This is a genomic window from Patulibacter brassicae, from assembly GCF_033949425.1.
GTDB classification, from domain to species: domain Bacteria; phylum Actinomycetota; class Thermoleophilia; order Solirubrobacterales; family Solirubrobacteraceae; genus Patulibacter; species Patulibacter brassicae.
On sequence record NZ_JAXAVX010000001.1, the window covers coordinates 529282 to 549006 of the forward strand.

Annotated in this window: 16 protein-coding genes and 1 pseudogene; 3 read left to right on the plus strand and 14 right to left on the minus strand. The window is 74.9% G+C overall.

Annotation, left to right across the window (positions count from 1 at the left end):
• Positions 1-219: 219 nt before the first annotated feature.
• A complete protein-coding gene (locus tag SK069_RS02545) occupies positions 220-1863 on the minus strand; it encodes an acyl-CoA synthetase (protein ID WP_319952607.1) in 1644 nt (547 codons plus the stop codon).
• A 223-nt stretch (positions 1864-2086) separates the two neighbouring features.
• Here SK069_RS02545 and SK069_RS02550 point away from each other — a divergent pair, with 223 nt between their 5' ends.
• Positions 2087-3751 carry an Ig-like domain-containing protein gene (locus SK069_RS02550; protein ID WP_319952608.1) on the plus strand — a complete coding sequence of 555 codons (1665 nt, stop codon included), beginning with the start codon at positions 2087-2089 and terminating at the stop codon, positions 3749-3751.
• 192 nt (positions 3752-3943) lie between these two features.
• On the opposite strand, the gene SK069_RS02555 is transcribed toward SK069_RS02550, so the two are convergent.
• From SK069_RS02555 to SK069_RS02570, 4 genes are all read right to left on the minus strand, one after another.
• Positions 3944-4417 (minus strand): ATPase, encoded by a 474-nt coding sequence (locus SK069_RS02555; protein ID WP_319952609.1) that lies wholly within the window; start codon positions 4415-4417, stop codon positions 3944-3946.
• A gap of 271 nt (positions 4418-4688) precedes the next feature.
• On the minus strand, positions 4689-5207 hold the full coding sequence (coaD, locus tag SK069_RS02560; RefSeq protein ID WP_319952610.1) for a pantetheine-phosphate adenylyltransferase: 519 nt from the start codon (positions 5205-5207) through the stop codon (positions 4689-4691).
• Entirely contained in the window at positions 5204-5743 is a 540-nt protein-coding gene (gene rsmD, locus SK069_RS02565; protein WP_319952611.1) for a 16S rRNA (guanine(966)-N(2))-methyltransferase RsmD, read from the minus strand. The genes coaD and rsmD overlap by 4 nt, the downstream gene beginning before the upstream one ends.
• A gap of 45 nt (positions 5744-5788) precedes the next feature.
• The gene (locus SK069_RS02570; RefSeq protein WP_319952612.1) at positions 5789-8182 is read right to left on the minus strand and encodes an ATP-dependent DNA helicase RecG; all 2394 of its coding nucleotides are present in this window, start codon (positions 8180-8182) and stop codon (positions 5789-5791) included.
• 162 nt (positions 8183-8344) lie between these two features.
• On the opposite strand from SK069_RS02570, the pseudogene SK069_RS20210 reads away from it, so the two are divergent.
• Together SK069_RS20210 and SK069_RS02575 are read left to right on the plus strand one after the other, a co-directional pair.
• Positions 8345-8911 (plus strand): annotated as a pseudogene (locus SK069_RS20210) (type IV toxin-antitoxin system AbiEi family antitoxin domain-containing protein); the annotation flags it as partial.
• Positions 8912-9157: 246 nt separating this feature from the next.
• Entirely contained in the window at positions 9158-9664 is a 507-nt protein-coding gene (locus tag SK069_RS02575) for a DUF559 domain-containing protein (RefSeq protein WP_319952613.1), read from the plus strand.
• A gap of 488 nt (positions 9665-10152) precedes the next feature.
• On the opposite strand, the gene SK069_RS02580 is transcribed toward SK069_RS02575, so the two are convergent.
• The 9 genes from SK069_RS02580 to SK069_RS02620 form a co-directional block, all read right to left on the minus strand.
• Entirely contained in the window at positions 10153-11895 is a 1743-nt protein-coding gene (locus SK069_RS02580; protein ID WP_319952614.1) for a DAK2 domain-containing protein, read from the minus strand.
• Between the two features lie 48 nt (positions 11896-11943).
• Entirely contained in the window at positions 11944-12135 is a 192-nt protein-coding gene (gene rpmB / locus SK069_RS02585) for a 50S ribosomal protein L28 (protein WP_319952615.1), read from the minus strand.
• A 130-nt stretch (positions 12136-12265) separates the two neighbouring features.
• A complete protein-coding gene (locus tag SK069_RS02590) occupies positions 12266-12610 on the minus strand; it encodes a hypothetical protein (RefSeq protein WP_319952616.1) in 345 nt (114 codons plus the stop codon).
• Between the two features lie 68 nt (positions 12611-12678).
• Positions 12679-13125: a 6,7-dimethyl-8-ribityllumazine synthase gene (ribH, locus tag SK069_RS02595; RefSeq protein WP_319952617.1), complete on the minus strand. Its 447-nt coding sequence runs from the start codon at positions 13123-13125 to the stop codon at positions 12679-12681.
• Positions 13122-14453, minus strand: a complete 1332-nt coding sequence (locus SK069_RS02600) for a bifunctional 3,4-dihydroxy-2-butanone-4-phosphate synthase/GTP cyclohydrolase II (RefSeq protein ID WP_406628243.1) — start codon at positions 14451-14453, stop codon at positions 13122-13124. Before SK069_RS02600 ends, ribH begins: the two co-directional genes overlap by 4 nt.
• Positions 14454-14476: 23 nt before the next feature.
• A complete protein-coding gene (locus SK069_RS02605; protein WP_319952619.1) occupies positions 14477-15091 on the minus strand; it encodes a riboflavin synthase in 615 nt (204 codons plus the stop codon).
• A 2-nt stretch (positions 15092-15093) separates the two neighbouring features.
• A complete protein-coding gene (gene ribD / locus SK069_RS02610; RefSeq protein WP_319952620.1) occupies positions 15094-16218 on the minus strand; it encodes a bifunctional diaminohydroxyphosphoribosylaminopyrimidine deaminase/5-amino-6-(5-phosphoribosylamino)uracil reductase RibD in 1125 nt (374 codons plus the stop codon).
• 57 nt (positions 16219-16275) lie between these two features.
• Positions 16276-18027: an ArnT family glycosyltransferase gene (locus tag SK069_RS02615; protein WP_319952621.1), complete on the minus strand. Its 1752-nt coding sequence runs from the start codon at positions 18025-18027 to the stop codon at positions 16276-16278.
• A 74-nt stretch (positions 18028-18101) separates the two neighbouring features.
• Positions 18102-19706 carry a hypothetical protein gene (locus tag SK069_RS02620; protein ID WP_319952622.1) on the minus strand — a complete coding sequence of 535 codons (1605 nt, stop codon included), beginning with the start codon at positions 19704-19706 and terminating at the stop codon, positions 18102-18104.
• Positions 19707-19725 lie beyond the last annotated feature (19 nt).

A 19725-nucleotide genomic window follows, 5' to 3' on the forward strand; every position in this document is an offset into this window, starting at 1 on the left:
CGCCGCGCCGCGGCGGCTCCCCTCCGGCGGGGCCGGCCGCCGGGCGGTTCGATCCCGCGCTCAGGACCTCTCTCGGTCTCAGGTGGAGTCGTGGTGGTCGGCGACCGAGGAGGTCGTCCTGGACGCCCGAGAGCCAGGTCGGGACCTGACGAAGGGCGTTCGGGGCGAGATCCGATGCGTCGCCGGCCGCCACGGACCGCCTGAGACTGAGAGAGGTCCTCAGCGCTCGCGCAGCTCGCGCTTCAGCACCTTGCCCGTGGCGTTGCGGGGCAGCTCGTCGAGGAACGTCACCTCGCGCGGGACCTTGAACGAGGCGAGGTGCGCCTTGACGTGGGCCTTCACCTCGTCCTCGGTGAGGTTCGCCCCCGCGTCCAGGACGACGAACGCCCGCAGGCGCGCGCCCCACTCCGCGTCGGGCACCCCGATGACCGAGACCTCCTTCACCGGCTCCATGTCGGCGATGAGGTCCTCGACCTCGCGCGGGAAGACGTTCTCGCCGCCCGAGACGATCATGTCGTCGTCGCGACCGTCGACGAACAGGCGGCCCTCGGCGTCGAAGTGCCCGACGTCGCCCGACGACAGGAGGCCGTCGATGACGTCCTTGCCCCCGCCGCCGGTGTAGCCGTCGAAGCGCATGTCGTTGCCGACGAAGATCCGCCCGATCGCGCCGGCGCCCGTCACCTCGCGCCCCTGGTCGTCGTACAGACGCACGATCGTCCCGCGCGGGGGCCGGCCGGCGGTGCCCGGCGCGGCGCGCAGGTCGGCCGGGTCGGCGATCGTGGCCCAGCCGACCTCGGTCGAGCCGTAGAGGTTGTAGAGCACCTCGCCGAGGCGGTCCATCGCCCGGATCGCGAGCTCGCCGGGCAGGGCGGAGCCCGAGAGGGCGACGATCCGCAGCGACGAGAGGTCGTGTCGGGCGAGCTCGTCGTCCGGCAGCTCGAGGATCCGCTGGAGCATCACGGGCACGACGGGCAGGACCTGGCAGCGGTGCTCGGCGATCGCCTGCAGCGTGCCCTCCGGCGTGAACCGGCGCCGCAGCACGAGCGTCGACCCGAGGGCGAAGCCGAGCGTGAAGTGCAGGTAGCCCCACGAGTGGAACATCGGCGCGGCGAGCATCGTCCGCTCCTCCGCGCGCAGCGGCATGCGGGAGAAGATCTGCGCCGCCGGGTTGAGCGACTTCGGCTGCTGGCGGGCGGCGCCCTTCGGCGTGCCGGTCGTGCCCGAGGTGAGGATGACCATCCGCCCGCGCTCGGCCGGCGGGCGCAGGTCCTCGCGCGAGCCGCGGGCGATGAGCTCCTCGGCGGTCGGCTCGCCGCTCGTGTGCGCGCCGGCGCCGTCGTGGGTCCAGACGACGCGCGCGAGGTCCGCCGCCCCCGGGGCGACGAGCTCCTGGAACTCCTGGTCGTAGACCGCCACGACCGGGCGCTCGCGCGCGAGCACGTCCGTGATCTGCGGCCCGCTGAACATCGTGTTGAGCAGCAGCTGGTGGACGCCGAGCTTCGACGCCGCGACGATCGTCTCCACGAAGCCGCGGTGGTTGCGGCACATGAGCGCGAGGCTGTCGCCCTCGCGCACGCCGAGCTCCCGCAGCCCGTGGGCGAGCGCGTTGGAGCGCTCGTGGACCTCGGCGAAGGTCAGCGTGCCCGTCTCGTCGATGATCGCGGTGCGCCCGGGACGGCGGACCGCGTTGGCCGCGTACCCGGCGGCCGGGGTCGGACCGAAGCCGCGCAGCGCCTTCAGGGAGCGCACGGCGGTGGTCGGGGCCATCGGCCCGACGACGCCCGCCTCGAGCAGCTCGCGGACGGTGAACGCCGTCGTCGCGGCCTTGTCGGTGATCTTCTCGAGCGCGGCGGGGAGAGCCATGTCGCGGCGGATCCTACTGACCGGTAGCCGTCGGCTCCCCGAGCGTCCCCGGCCAGGCGTCTCCGCGCCCCGACTCGTGTCGCGGGTGAGGTTCCGGACGCGATTCCCGGACGCCGGGCCCTGCACGACCGACGCGCGCGGCGGCTGCGGCGACCCGCCGTTGGGGGCGCCTCGGGGAGTTCCCGGATGTGGAGCGCGCCCAGGCGCGCCTAGCGTCGCGCGGATGCTTCGACGACTGCTCGTGCCGCTGCTGGCGGCCCTCCTCCTGCTGGCGAGCGCGGACGCCGCCGACGCCGCGACGCGCTCGCGCCCGGCCGACCGGGTCGCGCTCGCGGCGAAGCTCGCGGGCGATCTGCGTCGCGCCACCACCGACGACCGCCGGCGCGCGGCGCTGCTGCGGGTCTTCTCCGCCCTGCGGGTCGGCGTCTACTCGGGCCGCGGACGCCCGATCGTCCGCGGGACGGAGCGCTCCGCCGGGGACGTGTACCTCTACGACGCCGAGGTCCGGGCGATCGCCGCCGGCCTGGGACGCGGGCAGCGGATCGACCCGGCGGGCCTGGTGGAGCGCGTGTCGCGGCTGCGCCTGGCGCCGCGCGGCGGCCCGCTGACCGGCCCCCGGCTGGAGCGCGCGCTGACCGCCGGGCTGCGGCGCGCCCGCCGGGAGCGGCGCGCGCCGCGGTCGCTCGCCGGGCTGCTCGTCGCCGAGCTCGGCCGCCGGGCGAAGCGCCCGGTCACCGGCCGCGGCGCCGCGTACGACCCGCTGCAGAGCTGGCTGATCCTCGCCGAGCTCGCCACGGGCCGGCGCGGCGGGGGCAGCGCGCGACCGCGGCAGGCCGGGGCGCCCGCGCCGTGCTTCACCGGCTCGGGCCGCGTGGCGCGGATCGTCAGCGGGTTCGGCGCGCTGGTGCAGGACTTCGACACGATCCTCAAGGTCGCCACCCACTCGGTCGCCTCCCCGCTGCACGGCCTGACGATCGCGGCGTTGTTCGACGTGCAGCCGACGCAGGGCGGGCAGGTGCTCAGCACGCACTACGGCGGCCCCCACCACCCGCTGTCCGGGCGCGAGCTCGTGTTCCGGATCGGCGCCCAGATGGTCGCGCAGCTCCCCGACCGGGTCATCCGGTGCGGGCCCCTGGCCGGGCTGACGTTCCCGAAGAAGGGCCCGATCGCCGGGCTGCCGGTCGACTGGGACGGCTCGGTCTCCGACGGGCTCGCGACCCTCCGCGCGCACGGGACGATCACCCAGCAGGACGCGGTGACCGACGCGAACGGCATCGCGACCCTCCGCTTCACCCCCCACCGCGAGATCGTCGCGGGCGCCGGCCGGGAGCGGGTCGCCGCCGGCGCGCTGCAGCCGGAGGTCAGCGTGCTCTCCGGGCTGGGCAACGTGCCCGGCAACATCAACGAGGTCCTCTTCCCGTTCTTCACGACGATCGCGTTCGGGATCGGCTACCACGAGGCTCGCGGCTTCCGGTTCTCCGCGGAGACCCCGGAGCTCTGCTTCACCCTCGGCAGCTGCGACGAGCACGCGTTCCGCTACACGCACACGTACTCGGCGCGCGTGTGCGGACCGACGCCGTACGGCGTGCCGTGGGACGGGACCGAGATCACCGTCGAGCGGATCGGCGAGGAGGTCTCGTCCTCGATCGAGCGCTTCGAGTTCGTCCTCCGGCCCGGCGAGACCTCGACGACCTACCCGCGCGATGCGATCGGCCGCAACGACCAGCGGTTCGACTTCCGGCTCATCGAGCACGTCATCGACCCGCTGATGCAGGTCGACACCTTCTACGCGAACAACTTCGAGCCGGGCAGCGAGAACTACCGCGCCTACGAGAGCCACGTTCCCGCCCGGGTCGAGGAGGACCTCTCCTGTCCCCCGCTCCCGTGATGGGCCGACCCGGCGGCCGCGGGGCCGGCGGCGCGGTGCGTCCCCGGCCGTGGGACGGGCGTCCCCGAACGCAGCCGGGCGTCCCGGAACGACGAACGCGCCGCGGGAGCGGCGCGTCGGGCGCGGTGACCGGCCGCGCCATGGAGCGACCGGGTCGGGGCGGGGTGCCGCGGCGGGCCGCGGCGCGGGGGCTCAGCGCTCCGCCGGCTCCAGGTCGGCGTCGTCCTTGCCCTGGAGGCGCTCGCGCCCGCGGCGGACCGCGGCGATGAACTTCATGAGGTTCACCTCGAGCGTGTTCAGGATCTCGTCGGCGTAGTCCTCGGCCCCGAGGCGGATCTCCCGCTCGCGGGCGCGGGCCTCGTCGATGATGTCGTCGGCCTCGCGCTCGGCGAGCTTCACGACCTCCTGCTCGGAGACCAGCTCGACCTGCTGCTCCTTGCCTTCCTTGATGATCCGCTCGGCCTCGCGCTTGGCCTCGGCGAGCATCTCCTGACGCTCCTTGACGATCCAGCGGGCCTGCTTGATCTCCTCGGGGATCGTCGCCCGCATCTGATCCAGGATGTCGAAGATCTCCTCGCGGTCGACGCGGACCTGGTCCGTGAGCGGGACCGGCTTCGCGTTGTGTACGAGATCGTCGAGCTTGTCGATGAGGACCAGAACGTCCATGGCACACGTCCGTTTCGCGGTCGGCCCCCCGAGTCCTTCCTGGGAAGCCGAGATCCCGCGTCAGCAGGGGATGGGCGACTCCATATCCTGCCGCATCGCCGGTTTCGCACCAGTTCGGGCGCGTTCTTGCACGGGAGGGGATCGCGGGCCCCAGGCCGTGCGACGTCCCGACCACCCGCCCGGCCGGCGCCCCGGCACGGCCGTCCCACGAAGACCACTCCGCTCCCGAGGATCGCCGTGCGACCTCCCGGCGCGCGGCCCGGAGGGTGCCTCAGGCCTCGCGGAGGGCGGCGGAGCGCTCGCGCAGCGCCTCGGCCACCGGCGGCGGCACGAGGCCGTCGATCTTGCCGTCGAAGCGCGCGAGCTCCTTCACCCAGCTCGAGGAGAGGAACGCGTACTTCGGGCTCGCCATGACGAAGATCGACTCGATCTCCGCTGCCTGCTGGCGGTTCAGGTGGCCCATCTGCATCTCGTACTCGAAGTCCGACGCCTGGCGCAGGCCCTTGACGATCGCCGTGGCGCCGATCCGGCGGGCGTAGGAGACGACGAGCTCGTAGAACGGCTCGGCGCGGACGTTCTCGATGCCCTCGGCGGCGAGCGCGTCGTGGATGAACCCGATCCGCTCGTCGATGGTGAACATCGCCTTGCTCTTGCGCACCGACTGGTTCACGACGGCGACGACGACCTCGTCGAAGAGGCCGGCGGCGCGCTTGATGATGTCCAGGTGGCCGAGGGTGACCGGGTCGTAGCTCCCGGGGACGACGGCGATCCGTGGGTTCGTCGAGCTCATGGCGTGTGGATGCGGATGGTCGTGTCGCCGTAGCGACGCTCGTCGGTGAGGGGCAGCACGAGGGTGAGCGGATGCCGGCGGTCGGACTCGCTGACGACCGCCGCGCCCGGCGCCAGGACGGGCGCCAGTCGCTGATCGAGCAGCGGACCGAGCCGGTCGGCGTCGCGGTACGGCGGATCCAGCAGGACGAGATCGTATGCCTCGTCGCGCGCCGCTGCGTCCTGCAGGTGGCGCAGCGCGTCGCCCGTCACGACGCGGACGGCGTCCGCATCGGGACCGACCGCGTCGAGGTTGCGCCGCAGCGCCGCGAGGGCGGCGCGATCGCGCTCGACGAAGGTCACGTGGGCCGCGCCGCGGGACAGCGCCTCGATGCCCAGCGCGCCGGTGCCGGCGAAGAGGTCCAGCACGCGGGCGCCGTCGAGGTCGCCGAGGATCGAGAACAGCGACTCGCGGACCCGGTCGGCCGTCGGCCGGGTACGGTCCCCGGCGGGCGCGACGAGCCGCCGCCCCCCGAACCGTCCCGCGATCACCCGCATCGCCGCGGCAGGCTAGCGACCAGGACGCCGTTCGCGGATCGCGGCTCAGGCGGCGATCGACTCGTCGTCGCCCTCGGCGACCATCGCGCGACGCACGCGGTCGAGCTCCGCGGCGAGCAGCGCGTGGCGCGGATCCTGCAGCTCGGGGTCCTTGGCCTCGAGCTCCTCGGCGAGCGTCCGGGCGCGCTGGAGCAGATCGGCGTCGTCCGGGAGCCGCGCGGTGCGGAACCGCGCCAGCCCCGACTGCCGCGTGCCGAGGACCTCGCCCTCGCCGCGCAGCTCGAGGTCGACCTCGGAGAGCGCGAACCCGTCGCCGTGGGCGGCGAGCGCCCGCAGTCGCGCCGCGCCCTTGGGACCGAAGAGCAGGCAGATCGCGGGGTGCTCCCCGCGCCCGACGCGTCCCCGGAGCTGGTGCAGCTGGCTGATCCCGAACCGCTCGGCGTTCTCGATCAGCATCACCGTGGCGTTCGGGACGTCGATGCCGACCTCGATGACGGTCGTCGCCACGAGCACGTCGGCGTCCCCGGCCGCGAACGACGCCATCGCGGCCTGCTTCTCCGCCGGCTTCATCTGGCCGTGGAGCAGCGCCAGCCGCAGGTCCTTGAGCTCCCCGGCCTGCAGGCGCTCGTGCTCGGCCACCGCCGAGCGCGCGTCGAGGCTCTCGCTGTCGGCCACGAGCGGGCAGACGACGAACGCCTGGCGGCCCGCGGCGACCTCCTCGCGGATGCGGGCGTACGCGCGGGCGCGCTCGCGATCGCTCGCGCAGACGTGGGTGGCGATCGGCGAGCGGCCCTTCGGCAGCTCGCGCAGGGTCACGACGTCGAGGTCGCCGTAGTGCAGCAGCGCCATCGTGCGCGGGATCGGCGTCGCGGTCATGTGCAGCACGTGCGGCGCCCACGCCGCGGCCGAGGCGCCCGTCCCCGCGCCGACGCCGCTCGCCTTCGCGTCGAGCGCGCGTCGCTGCCGGACGCCGAACCGGTGCTGCTCGTCGACGACGGCGAGCGCGAGCGAGCGGAAGACGACCGGATCCTCCAGCAGCGCGTGCGTGCCGACGATCAGCGGCAGCTCGCCGCTCGCCAGCCGAGCGAGGAGCTCGCGGCGCTGCGCCTGGGGCGTGGAGCCCGTCAGCAGGGCGACGGGGATGACGACCTGCAGGTCCCCGAGCAGCGCCTGAACGGTGCGGAAGTGCTGCTCGGCGAGCGTCTCGGTCGGTGCCATGAGCGCCGCCTGGTGACCGCACTCCACCGCGCGGACCATCGCGTGCAGCGCCACGACCGTCTTGCCCGACCCGACCTCGCCCATGAGCAGCCGCTGCAACGGGTGCGGCTGGGCGAGCGCCTCGGTGTTCGCGGCGATCGCCTTCGCCTGGTCGCCGGTCGGCGGGAAGGGGAGCGAGGCGAGCCAGCGGTCGCTGAGGTCGGTCGGCCCGTCGAGCGCGGGAGCACGCCGGTCGACGCCCTGACGGCGGCGACGCCGCAGGTACTCCAGCTGCGTGAGGAGCAGCTCGTCGAAGGCCAGTCGGCGACGGCCGGCCTCGTGGTCGCCGAGGTGCCCGGCGTGCAGCGCGTCGACGCGGTCGGGCAGGTCGTACCGGACCCGCAGCCGGCCGGGCAGCGGCTCCACGACGTCCCGCAGGTGGTCCTGCAGCTCGCGCACGCGCGCGAGGATCTCGATCGACGTGAGGCCCTCCGTCGTGGGGTAGCGCGCGATCGTCGGCGCGGCCGGGCCGTCGAGGCGCGTCTCCTCCCCCGCCAGGTCCTCGACCGGCGGGTGGACCGCGTCCGACGCGTGCTGGACGGGCGCCGCGGCCGCCCCGCCGTCTCCGTCGCCGCGACCGTGCAGGTCCGCGCCGGCGTCGGCCATGGCGTCCGCCAACGGGGCCGACGCAGCCGGCCGGCCGGGCGGCGCGGCGCGTGGGGTCGCCTCGTCGGTGGTCGGGGCGTGCTGGGCGACGGAGAACCGGCCCGGGCCCTTGAGCGTCCCGCTGAGGATGAGGCGCGTGCCCGGCGGGTATCGCTCGACGAGCCACGGCTGGTTGAAGAACGCCGCCTCGAGCTGCCCGGTGTGGTCGCTGACCCAGGCGGTCACGAGCGGCCGCATCCCGCGGCGCCGGACCGGGCGGCTCTGGATCCGGCGGACCTCGACGACGATCGTGAGCCGCTCGTCCGGACGCAGCCGGTCGATCGTCGCGACCTCGCCGCCCTCGACCGGCAGGTGGTGCAGGAGCCCGCCGATCGAGTCGATCCCGAGCGCCGCCGCGGCCTTCGTCGCCTTCTTCCCGGTGAACCCGCTGTCGGCCCCGAGCGCCGCGGGCCGCGGCCACCGCAGCGGGGCGGCGCGCAGCGCCTCCCGCCCCGCCGGCAGCTCGGGGTCGCCGGCGAACGGCGGCAGCGTCGCCTCCACCGGCGGGTCGGACGTCGTCGAGCCGGACACGGGCACCGGAGGCCATCGTGACGGACGCGACGGACGCTCACCGGAGCCACCGCACGGAGCCGAGGATCGGTGGCGGGACCGGGCACCGCGCGATGTCGACCCGGCCCGGGCGCGACATCGTCGCCGGACGTCGCACCGTCACCGCAGCGCGACCACGATGCTCGGCCGATGGCACCGACCAACGAGCCTGCGCGTGGAGCGGCGGCGCGGGCAACGCGTCCCCGTTCGAGCGCGGACCGACCGCCGGCGGACGCCGACCGTGCTCCCGCACGCGGCGCGACGGCCCGCCCGGCGGGGCGCCCGCCGGCGCGGGGCCGACCCCGGGCGGAGCTCGACGACGCTCTCGCGGATGGAACGGCGACGGATCCCGTGAGGCGCCGTCCGGCCTCCGTCCCATCGCGAGCGGGCGTGTCCGCACGCGAGGACCAGCCGGAGGCGCGCCGTGCGCGTCACGCCCCGGGTTCCGGGGGTGCGCGCGCCCGGCGTCCAGCGGCCGTCGCGGGGCGTGCGCCTGTCCCCGCGCCGCACGTCGCGTCGCCCCCAGCGCGCCGTCACGAGGCCGACGGCGCCACCCGCATCCGTGCGTCCCCCGCCGAGCGCAACCGCGCGATCGTCGCCCTCGCCGCGGGCCAGGACGGCATCGTGACGCGCGAGCAGCTCCTCGCCATCGGCGTCAGCAGCAGCGCGATCGACCGTCGCCTGGCCAACGGGACCCTGCACCGGCTCTTCCCGTCGGTGTACGCCGTCGGCGTCCCGCCTCGCGGCTGGCACGCGCGTGCCCGAGCCGCCCTCCTGCACGCCGGACCGGGCGCGGTCCTCGTCTGTCGCAGCGCGGCCCACGCGCACCGGCTTCTCGAGGAGCCTTTCGGCGCGCCGATCCACGTCGCCCCGCGAACCGGGCACCCACGGTCCGCGCCGGGGAGCGTCGTACATCGCTTGCGGCTCGCACCGGGCGACCGCCGCAGCGCCGGAGGCCTTCCCGTGAGCGCGGTCCCCCGGACCATCATCGACCTCGCCCCGTCGCTCGACGACCGTGCCCTCCGTCGTCTCGTCAACGAGGCACAGATCCGGACCGGAATGACTCCGGAGGCCCTGACCCGGGCGATCGAGCGCGCCCCCGGCCGCGCCACGAGCCGCATCGCCCGGATCGTCGACGGCGCTTCGGGACCTCGACGGTCGGGGCTGGAAGACGCGTTGTGGGAGGCGCTGCTGCGCGCCGGGCTCGCCGAGGGCGCGCGGTGCAACTTCCGGATCGACGAGTGGGAGGTGGACGTGGCCTGGCCCTCCGCGCGGCTCGTGGTCGAGGCCGACGGCTTCCGCTACCACCGGACCCGCGACGATCGCCGCCGCGACGAGCGCAAGCACCGGGCCCTCCGACGACGGGGGTTCGAGGTGCTGCGGTTCAGCGACGACGAGATCGCCGACCAGCTGCCGCGGGTCGTCGCCGAGATCGCGTTGGCCCTCGGGGCAGCGCGGGGCCGCAGATGACGAGCGCTCGCGCCCGCCCCGGCCGGTCGTCCTGACCCGCGTTCGCCGAGCCCAGGCGCACCGGTGCGGTGCTGGCGTTCCCCGTTCGCGACGCGGGGCTGAACGATCACAGCGCCGCGCGATGCGGTGCGGCGTGCTTCGAGCCCCGATCAACAGGGGCACGCGGCCATGGCGACCACCCGGAGGTCCGCCGCGTGCATCGAGCCCCGCTCGAACGAGGTCAGCGCCGGAGCGCCGCCGGTCGCACCGAGGCTCGTGGATCGGGGTCGGACGGCCACGGGTCGACCCGAGACGGTGCCGCGGGCATCGGGCCCCGCTCCATGGGTGCCAACGGTCACGGCGACGACCGGAGCGGCGGCGTGTGCACCGCGCCCCGTTCAGCGGTCTCGGGCATCGATCCCTGGCCGCGGGTCGGAACGGACGAAGCCCAGGCGTCGGCCCGCGAGGCACGGGCCGGGCGTCCCGTCGCGAGCCGACGCGGTCGCTCGCTACTCGGCGGCCACGAGCCACCACCACGCCGGCTGGCCGCCGTCGCGGAGCTCGAGCTCGACGTCCTCCGGCGCGAGGCCCTCGAGGACGTCGTCGGGGAGCGGGGCGTCGCGGCCGCGGAGGACCGTGACGAGCTCGCGGTCCTCCGCGAGGCGCTCGAGGACGGTGCGCAGCGTCGGGGCCGGGTCGCCCCAGGCGACGAGCTCCTCCTCGACGTAGCCGAGGGCGTCGCCGACGGCGAACCGGCCCTGCGGGTCCTCGCGGGCCGCCGGGGCGACGCCGCCGGTGCCGAGGTCCTCCAGGAGCTCGGCCAACGCGGCGGCCGCGTCGGCCGCCGGGCGCGCCGGGTCGTGGCCGACGGCGATCGCGAGGCCCGCCTGCTGCGTGCGCGTGGGCACGACGACGACCGTCGCCTCGGCGAGCTCGGCCGCCCGCTCGGCGGCCATCCGGACGTTCGGGTTGTTCGTCAGCAGGACGACCTCGTCGGTCCCGCAGGCCGCGATCGCGTCGACGAGCTCGGCCGTCGCCGGGTTCATCGTCGGGCCGCCGTCGAGCACGACGGCGCCGAGCGACGTGAGCGCGTCGACGATCCCCTCGCCGTGCGCGACGGCCAGCAGCGCGGTCGGCCCGGTGGCGGTGCCCCGCAGGCCCCCGCCGGGGGTCGACGGCGCGTCGGCGGACGCGACCGGGGCCGCGGTCGTGCCCTCCACGAGCGCCGCCTCGCGCTCGGCGAGATGGCCGCGCTCGAGCCGGGCGGCGACCTGCTCGCTCATGTCGGCGACGTCGACCGAGGAGATCTCCCCGTCGAAGAGCGCCATCGCCGCGTCGGGGTCGTCGGTGTGGACGTGGACCTTCAGCGTCCGCTCGTCGCCGACGACGACGATGATCGAGTCCCCGATCTCGGCGAGGTCGCGGCGAGCGCGACGGGCGTCGAGGTCGGTCCCGGTGATCGCGAAGTTCGTGCAGAAGCGGTACGTCTCCGACGCGTGCGCCGCCTCGTCGGACAGCTGCGCCGCCTCGTAGTGCCGGATGTCGAAGCCCTCGCCGGGCGCGTCGCCGCGGAGCGTGCGGATGACGCCCGCGAAGAGCAGCAGCAGGCCGAAGCCGCCGGCGTCCACGACGCCGGCCTCCTTCAGCGGCGGCAGGAGCTCCGGGCCCTCGTCCAGGGCGACCTGGCCGGCGCCCACGGCGGCGGCGATGACCGTCGCCAGCGCCGCGGCCTGCTCGGACTCGCCGGCGAGCGGCCCGAGGTCGGCCGGGTCCATCACCGCGACGGCGTGCGAGGCCGCGCCGGCCATCTCGCGCACGACGGTGAGGATCGTGCCCTCGACCGGCTGACGGACGGAGTCGTAGCCGCGCCGGGCGGCACCGGCGAGCGCCGCCGCGATCAGCGGGGGACGGATGAGCTCGCCCGGGCGCGCGACGAGCTCCTCCGCCGCGCCGCGGATGAGCTGGGAGAGGATGACGCCGCTGTTGCCCCGGGCGCCGAGCAGCGCCGCGCGCGCGAGCCGGCGCACGAGCTCCTCGCGGCCGATGGCGTCGAGCGTCGCGCCCTCCGCGAGGATCGCGTCGAGCTCGTCGATCACCGACCGGAGCGTCAGCGCCATGTTGTCCCCCGTGTCGCCGTCGGCGACCGGGAAGACGTTCAGGTCGTTGATCTCCTGACGGCGCGCGTCGACGTGCGCCAGGGCGCCCGCCACGACGTGGCGGAAGCGCACGATGCTGGGGTCGGCGACGGGCACGCCGAGGGATCGGACCCAGGACGCCGCGGCGAGGCCGCGGCGGAGGGCTCAGACGGCCTTCTGGACCTTGCCGGCCTTGAGGCAGCGCGTGCAGACGTACTGGCGCTGCGGCGAGCCGTTGATGAGCAGGCGGACCTTCTGGAGGTTCGGATCGAAGCGGCGCTTCGTGGCTCGCATCGAGTGGCTCCGGCTCTGGCCGAAGGCCGGACCCTTGTTGCAGGAGATGCAGACCTTGGCCATAGGAGGAAGCAGGGTACCGATCGGCGCCCGGCGACGCGTCCTCGCCCGCGCCGACGCGCGGCCGCCCGACCGCTCGCCGGCGCGTCGTCCGCCCGGGACGCACGACCCCGGCCTCGGACTGGATCCGCGCTCAGCGCTGGACCGGCCGGCGCTCGGGCACCGGCAGCGGCTCGTGGTGCGGCCGGCGCTCCGGGGCCGGACGGCGATCGGCCAGGCGGCCGGGCTCGCGCAGGCGCACCCCGGCGGGCGCGGCGTCGGGCAGGGGGATCGGGTCGGGCAGCGGCGCGCCGTCGTCGCCGCCGCGCGGGGCGGACGGGCGTGGCCGGCGCAGTCCGCCGTCGCCGTCGTCGGCGTCCCGCCACCAGCTGGCGAGCTCGTCGCGGGCGCCCTTCGGCAGGAGGCGCCAGCCGAGGACCACCCCGCCCACCGCGTGCGGGACGAAGATCGCCAGCAGTCCGATGGTCTCGCCATCCACCCCGTCGATGCTAGCGAGGGCGGTCCGGTCCCACCACCGGCCGCCCGGCGCGGTCGGCGGCTCGCGGCTCAGCCGGCGAGGCCGCGACGGACGGCGAGCAGCGCGATCACCGCGTCGGCGGCGTGGCGGCCGGAGTCGCGCTTGTCGCCCCCGGAGCGCGCCAGCGCCTGGTCCATCGAGTCGACGGTCAGCACGCCGAACGACGTGGGCACGCCGGTGTCGAGCTGGACCTGCTGGATGCCGCGGGCGGCCTCGCCGCAGACCCAGTCGTAGTGGTCGGTCTCGCCGCGGATCACGGCGCCGACGCAGGCCACGCCGGCGTAGCGCCCGGACTCGGCGGCCATCTTCGCCGCGAGCGGCAGCTCGAACGCGCCGGGGACCTCGTAGACGTCGGCCGGCCCGTCGGCGGCCTCCGGGCCCGTCGCCTCGGCGAACGACGCCTGCGCGCCGGCGATCAGCCGGTCGGCGAGGTCGCGGTAGAACGTCGCGGCGACGATCGCGTAGCGCTGGCTCATGCGGGCTCCTGGCCGGTCGGGCGGGGCGGGGTGTTCGGCGGGGTGACCTGGAGCGGGTCGCTGGCCGCGGCGGCGTCGCGCTCCTGCTCCTCCTGCAGCATCTCGGCGTCGACGTCGACGCCCTGGTGGTGCAGCAGGTGGCCCATGCGCGTCCGCTTCGTGCGCATGTACTGCTCGTTGTGCGGGTTCGGGGCGTGCTCGATCGGCACCTGCTCGGTGACCGAGAGCCCGTAGCCCTCCAGCCCGCGGATCTTCTTCGGGTTGTTCGTGAGGATCCGGATCGATCCGAGGCCGAGGTCGACGAGGATCTGCGCCCCGATCCCGTAGTCGCGCAGGTCGGCCGGCAGCCCGAGCTTCAGGTTGGCGTCGACGGTGTCGTAGCCCTCCTCCTGCAGCTTGTAGGCGCGGAGCTTGTTCAGGAGGCCGATCCCGCGGCCCTCCTGCGACAGGTAGAGCAGGACGCCCTGGCCCTCCCGCTCGATCATCGCCAGCGCGGACTCGAGCTGCTCGCCGCAGTCGCAGCGCAGGGAGTGGAAGACGTCGCCGGTCAGGCACTCGGAGTGCACGCGCACGAGCACGTCCTCGGCACCGGAGACGTCGCCCTTCACGAGCGCGACGTGGTGCTTGCCGTCCACGAGCGAGCGGTAGCCGACGGCGGTGAAGTCGCCGAAGGCCGTCGGCAGCTGGATCCCGACGACGCGCTCGACGAGCCGGTCGTGCTTGCGCCGGTAGGCGATGAGGTCGGCCACGGTGATCATCCGCAGGCCGTGCTTCTCGGCGTAGGGGACGAGGTCCGGGACCCGGGCCATCGTGCCGTCCTCGTTCATGATCTCGCAGATCACGCCGGAGGGGTTCAGCCCGGCGAGACGCGCGAGGTCGACCGACGCCTCGGTCTGGCCGGTGCGCTCCAGCACGCCGCCGGGCTTCGCCTTCAGCGGGAAGACGTGGCCGGGCACGACGACGTCGCGCGGACCGGACGTCGGGTCGATCGCGACCTTGATCGTCTGGGCGCGGTCGGCGGCCGAGATCCCGGTCGTGACGCCCTCGCGGGCCTCGATCGAGACGGTGAAGGCGGTCTCGAACGGCGACTCGTTCTTCGCCGCCATGAGGTCGAGTCCGAGCTCGTCGCAGCGCTCCGGCGTGAGCGTCAGGCAGATGAGCCCGCGCCCCTCCTTCGCCATGAAGTTCACGGCGGCGGCGTCGGCGAACTCGGCCGCGACGACGAGGTCGCCCTCGTTCTCGCGGTCCTCGTCGTCGCAGACGATAACCATCTTGCCGGCGCGGATGTCCTCGATCGCGTCCTCGACGCGGTCGAACGGGCGCTCCAGCGTGCGGGTGGCGGTCTCGTCGCTCACGGGCGGTCCTTTCCGAGGAGCTTCTCGACGTGCTTGGCCAGCACGTCCACTTCGAGGTTCACGGGGGTGCCGGCGCTCGCCCGGCCGAGCGTCGTGCGCTCGAGCGTCTCCGGGATGAGGGAGACCTCGAGCCACGCGTCCGCCAGGTCGGACACCGTGAGCGAGACGCCGTCGACGGTGATCGAGCCCTTCTCGACGACGTAGCGCAGGAGCGCCGGGTCCTCGGGCGCGATCCGGACGACGCGGCTGAAGCCGTCCTCGCGGGTCTCGACCACCCGGCCGGTGCCGTCGACGTGCCCCTGCACGATGTGGCCCCCGAAGCGGTCGCCGGCGGCCATCGCGAGCTCGAGGTTCACGCGCGCCCCGGACGCCGCGGCGGCCTGGAGGCTCGTGCGCCGGAGCGACTCGTGCATGACGTCCGCGAGGAACGTCGGGCCGTCGGCGCCGCGCTCCGTCTCCCCCACGGCGGTCAGGCAGCAGCCGTTGACGGCGATCGAGTCTCCCGGACGCAGGTCGGCCGCCAGCGGCGTGCGCACGCGCAGGCGGACGCCGTCCTCGGTGGACTCCACGTCGGCGACGGTGCCGAGGTCCTGGACGATCCCGGTGAACACGGCTACCACTCCTTCAGTCGCGCGATGGTCAGCAGGTCGTCGCCGACCGGCTCGCGGGTCACCTCGAGCGGGCGCCGGGCGTCGGCGATCCGCTCGACGCCCTCGCCGCCGAGCATCGGCGGCGCGCTGCGGCCGCCGAGCAGCAGCGGGGCGACGAACATCCGCAGCTCGTCGATCTCCCCCGCGTCGAAGAACGCGCCGGCCAGGTGCGCCCCGCCCTCGAGCATGAGCGACGTGACGCCGCGCTGGCCGAGCTCGGCGAGGCCCGCCCGGACGCGGTCGTGCTCGTTCTGGCCGGAGACGATCACGACCTCGACGCCGGACGCGCGCAGGGCGTCGGTCGCCGAGCGGCTCGCGGCCCGCGTGGCGATGACCGTCACCGGCACCTCCGCCGCCGAGGCCACGAGCTTGCCGTCCAGCGGCAGGCGTGCCTCGGAGTCGAACACGACGCGTCGCGGCTGGCGGACCGCGTCGGCCACGCGCGCGGTGAGCTGCGGATCGTCCGCCAGGGCGGTGCCGATGCCGACGACCACCGCGTCGACCTCCGTGCGCCAGCGGTGCGCGAGGTCGCGCGACGGGCCCGAGCTGATCCAGCGCGAGTCGCCGGCCTGCGTCGCCAGCCGGCCGTCGAGGCTCGTGGCCGTCTTCAGCATCACCCACGGCAGGCCGGTCTTCGCGTGCTTGCGGAACGGCTGGTTCTGCAGGCGCGCGCCGACCGCGACGTCCGACGTCGGCACCGCGACGTCGACGGCGACGCCCTCGTCGCGCAGGATCCCGAGGCCGCGGCCCGCGGCCTTCGTCGACGGGTCGTCGCTGGCCACCACGACGCGGCCGATGCCGGCGGCGAGGATCGCGTCGGTGCACGGCGGGGTGCGCCCGGTGTGGCAGCAGGGCTCCAGCGAGACGTAGATCGTGCTGCCCTCGAGCGCCTCGCCGGCGGCGGCGCGGATCGCGGCGACCTCGGCGTGCGCCTCGCCGTAGGCGGCGTGCCAGCCCTCGCCGAGGGTCCGGTCCCCGCGCGCCACGACGGCGCCCACGAGCGGGTTGGGGCTCACGCGCCGGCGTCCGCGCTCGGCCAGCTCCACCGCCCGGCCCAGCAGGGCCTCGTCGCGCGCATCGATCGCCATCGGGACGCCAAGCATAGGGAGCCACCGGCTCGGCCCCGTGCCCGGCGCACGACCGGGTCAGCCCGTCGCGCAGCGCCCGCCGCGCAGGCGGTAGACGATCATCGTCGCGCCGGGCCGCTCGTACTCCCGGGGGTAGTAGTCGAACGACCAGTCGAAGTCGAAGTCGGGCGGGGTCGCGCCCTCGCGGTAGGGGCTGACCTCGAAGACCTTCGACGCCCGGCGCTCGAGCGCCCGGTAGTAGCTGATGGCCCGCGGGACCTTCTCCGGCTGGACCTCGGCCCGGCCGCGCTGCGTCGAGCCGGTGATGACCCAGCAGAAGCCCCTGCGCTCGTACTCGTCGATGAGCGCCGGGTAGAGCGAGCGGACGTAGTTCTCGAGGTAGACCGGCTGCCCCGGCGGCGCCGCCAGACGCCCGGAGAAGTCGTACTTGCTGCGGCTGAAGCTGAAGCGCTCCCACCGCTGCCCGTTCGTCGCCGTCCCGGGCCGTCCCGGGTCGGAGAGCCACTCCGTCGGAACGACCGGCTCCAGGACGATCTTCTCGCCGGCCGGGATGTTCGCGACCATCCAGTCGCGCGTCTCGTTGCGCGTGTCCTCCCGCGAGAGCACCGCCCCGAGGTGCATCGCCGCGACGAGCCCCTGCCCGCAGAGCGCGATCCCCGCGACCACGAGCGCGACGTGCCGCCACGTCGGCCGGTGCCGGCTGACCCACTCGACCGCGGTCGCCGCCGCGTAGCCGGCCAGCAGGGCGAGCATCGGGTACACCGGCAGCATCCAGCGGGCGAAGAACCGCCCCTGCGCGCTCATGAAGAGCAGGAAGAGCAGCGGCGCCGGCGCGAGGACGAGCAGCACCCGCCGGTCGTCGCGCCAGAGCGGGAAGACCGACGCCAGGGCGGCGATCAGCGGGATCAGCCCGAACCCCCAGGTGAGCGTCCAGAGGTAGAACGTCAGGCCGTTCCCGTGGGTCATCCCGAGCTTGTCGGTCGTCCCCTCCCCCGCGGCCGACGACTGGTGCGCGATCCCGAACCAGAAGTCGTCGAAGTCCAGGAGCGCGTACGGGTTCGCCGCGACGAAGCCGATCGCGAACGTCAGCAGCGCCAGCAGCATCCCGCGCGCGGCGAGCAGCAGGCCACCGGGCTGCGCCGCCTGCACCATCGCCGCGGCGAGCAGCGGGACGAGGACGATGCCGCCGGTGTACTTCGTCGCCGCGGCGAGGCCCACCGCGAGCCCGGCGATGAGGTAGTCCCGGTCCCGGCCGAGCCGCAGCACGCCGGCGGTCGCCCAGAGCCCGAGCGCGACCGGCGCGAGCGTCGGCGCGTCGTTCACCGCGACGTGGCCGTAGTAGACCGGCATGAAGGCGACCGCGAGGATCGACGCGGCGAGCAGGCCCGTGCGGCGGTCCAGCAGGCGCGTGCCCGCGAGGTAGATGAGCCAGACCGCGCTCACGCCGAGCAGCGCCGACGCGACCCGTCCCACGACGAAGACCGTGCCCGGATCGTCGGCGAACGCGCCCCAGACCCCGTCCGCGCCGCCGAAGCGCAGCCACAGCAGCAGATGGGTGGCGTACGTGAACCCGGGCGGGTTGACGAAGTAGTGGGGGTTCAGGTCGCCGCGGAACATCCCGACGGCCTGGGGCAGGAAGTGCCCGTTCTCATCGGCGTTGTAGGCCCACGGCAGGCCGTTGCCGATCCCCCACAGCCGCAGCAGGAGCCCGCCGACGACGAGCGCGGCGACCGCCGATCCCCAGCGCAAGCGCACCGATCCGGGCAGCCGCCCGCCCCAGGCGTCGTCCTTCTCGACGCCCTCGGGCATGCGTGGACGGCGGGGCCCCCGGAGCCGGTCCCGGATCGTCGCTCCGACGGGTCTTGGCGCGGGACCGGCCACGATCAGCAGCGAGCGTAGACGCTGTAGTGGGTGCTGGTGGCGATCCGCCGGAACCCCGGCAGCGGGACGGCGTCGAACGGGTCGTCGATGAGCTCCTCGACGACCGCCTGCCGCACCAGCGCCTGGCGGGACGTCGGGACGATCAGCACGCCGCGCCGGGGGACGCCGCCCTCCGCGGCGTCGGGCACCCAGCGCCGCGCGGCGGCGCGGTCGGGGCTCGGATCCGCGCCGGAGCCGTCGGCCGAGAGCGACGCCAGCAGCGACCGCGGCAGGACCTTCTCGGCCGGCGCGTCGAGGATCCAGCGCGAGTCCGGCACGAGCTTGTGGTTCGGCGTCCAGAGCGGACCGCAGCGCAGGGCGCGACGCACCTGCGGCGCGTCCAGCACGCGCACGAGGTCCTGCCGCGCGTCGCCGCGGAAGGTCAGGTCGTCGTCGATGACCCCCGGATCGACGCGGGAGATGCCGACGACGACGACGCCGACGGCGGCGAGGATCGCGGCGCGCGACCACCACGTCCGCAAGCCGCCGTCGGGCAGCAGCGTCCACCCGACGAGCACGAAGGCCGCGAAGATCAGCAGCAGCACCGCGGGCACGAGGAGGTACCGGTCGATGACGGAGAAGCCGCCGACGCCGATCGCCAGGAACGTCACCACGCCGGCGGCGAGCAGGACCACCGGCAGGACGATCCGCGTCGGCACGATGACGGCGGCGGCCACGAGGCCCACGAGGCCGGCGACGAAGAGCGGCAGCCCGTCCAGCGACTTGAGGAACGCGATCGTCGCGAACGGCATCTCGAGCGGCCCGCGGGTGCGTCCGAGCTCCTCCGCCAGACCGGAGGTGTGCGTCTGCGAGAACAGCGGGTCGCCCGTGACGACGTAGTCGGTGACCATCCAGACGACGGCCGGGAAGACGCCGGCCACGAGCCACGCGATGCCTCGGCGGGTGAGCACCCGCCGCAGCGCCGCGGGCACGAGCGCCCGCAGGCCCCCGCGCCACGGCAGCCCCGTGCCGAGGGCCATCCACAGGCCGTAGAGGCCGCAGAGCACCCACGCCTCCGGGCGCAGCAGGCCGGCGAGCGCCAGCAGGACGAGCACCGGGACGCCGCGCCGCGGGCGGCGGGCCTCGAGCACCGCGGCCCAGACCACGAGCGCCATGTACGTGACGTCCAGGTAGCCCCGGATCGCCAGCATGAGGAAGTCCCAGTTGACGACGAGCAGCGCGCCGGCGACCAGGCCGACCCAGCGGTTGAACGCCGCCCGTCCCAGCTCGTACATGCCGGCCGCGAGGACCGCGACCGAGACGAGCGAGCAGAAGAGCATCACCCGATCGGCGTCGCGCCCGAGCGGCTCCAGGAGCATCCCGAACGCGATCGTCGCCGGGTGCTGGGTCGGGGCCCGGAAGGCGTCGAAGACCGGCTTGTGGCCCTCCCACAGCTCCCGGGCCCACAGCAGGCCGTACACCGAGTCGTAGTTCGGGTACGTCGGGTACGCGAGGAAGAGCGTCAGCAGCCCGGCGCAGAGGAGCAGGAAGGCCGCGATCGGCACGATCCGGGCCGCCCGCGCGCGGCCGGCGGCCTCGGCGGGCCGCGTGTCGTCGGGTCCGGGCAAGGCCTGCATGGTGCCGTAC

Excerpts from the sequence above, each read along its gene's own strand:
- SK069_RS02545 (WP_319952607.1), bottom strand. The coding sequence starts at position 1,863 with ATGGCTCTCCCCGCCGCGCTCGAGAAGATCACCGACAAGGCCGCGACG.
- SK069_RS02550 (WP_319952608.1), top strand. The coding sequence starts at position 2,087 with ATGCTTCGACGACTGCTCGTGCCGCTGCTGGCGGCCCTCCTCCTGCTG.
- SK069_RS02555 (WP_319952609.1), bottom strand. The coding sequence starts at position 4,417 with ATGGACGTTCTGGTCCTCATCGACAAGCTCGACGATCTCGTACACAAC.
- coaD (WP_319952610.1), bottom strand. The coding sequence starts at position 5,207 with ATGAGCTCGACGAACCCACGGATCGCCGTCGTCCCCGGGAGCTACGAC.
- rsmD (WP_319952611.1), bottom strand. The coding sequence starts at position 5,743 with ATGCGGGTGATCGCGGGACGGTTCGGGGGGCGGCGGCTCGTCGCGCCC.
- rpmB (WP_319952615.1), bottom strand. The coding sequence starts at position 12,135 with ATGGCCAAGGTCTGCATCTCCTGCAACAAGGGTCCGGCCTTCGGCCAG.
- ribH (WP_319952617.1), bottom strand. The coding sequence starts at position 13,125 with ATGAGCCAGCGCTACGCGATCGTCGCCGCGACGTTCTACCGCGACCTC.
- ribD (WP_319952620.1), bottom strand. The coding sequence starts at position 16,218 with ATGGCGATCGATGCGCGCGACGAGGCCCTGCTGGGCCGGGCGGTGGAG.
- SK069_RS02615 (WP_319952621.1), bottom strand. The coding sequence starts at position 18,027 with ATGCCCGAGGGCGTCGAGAAGGACGACGCCTGGGGCGGGCGGCTGCCC.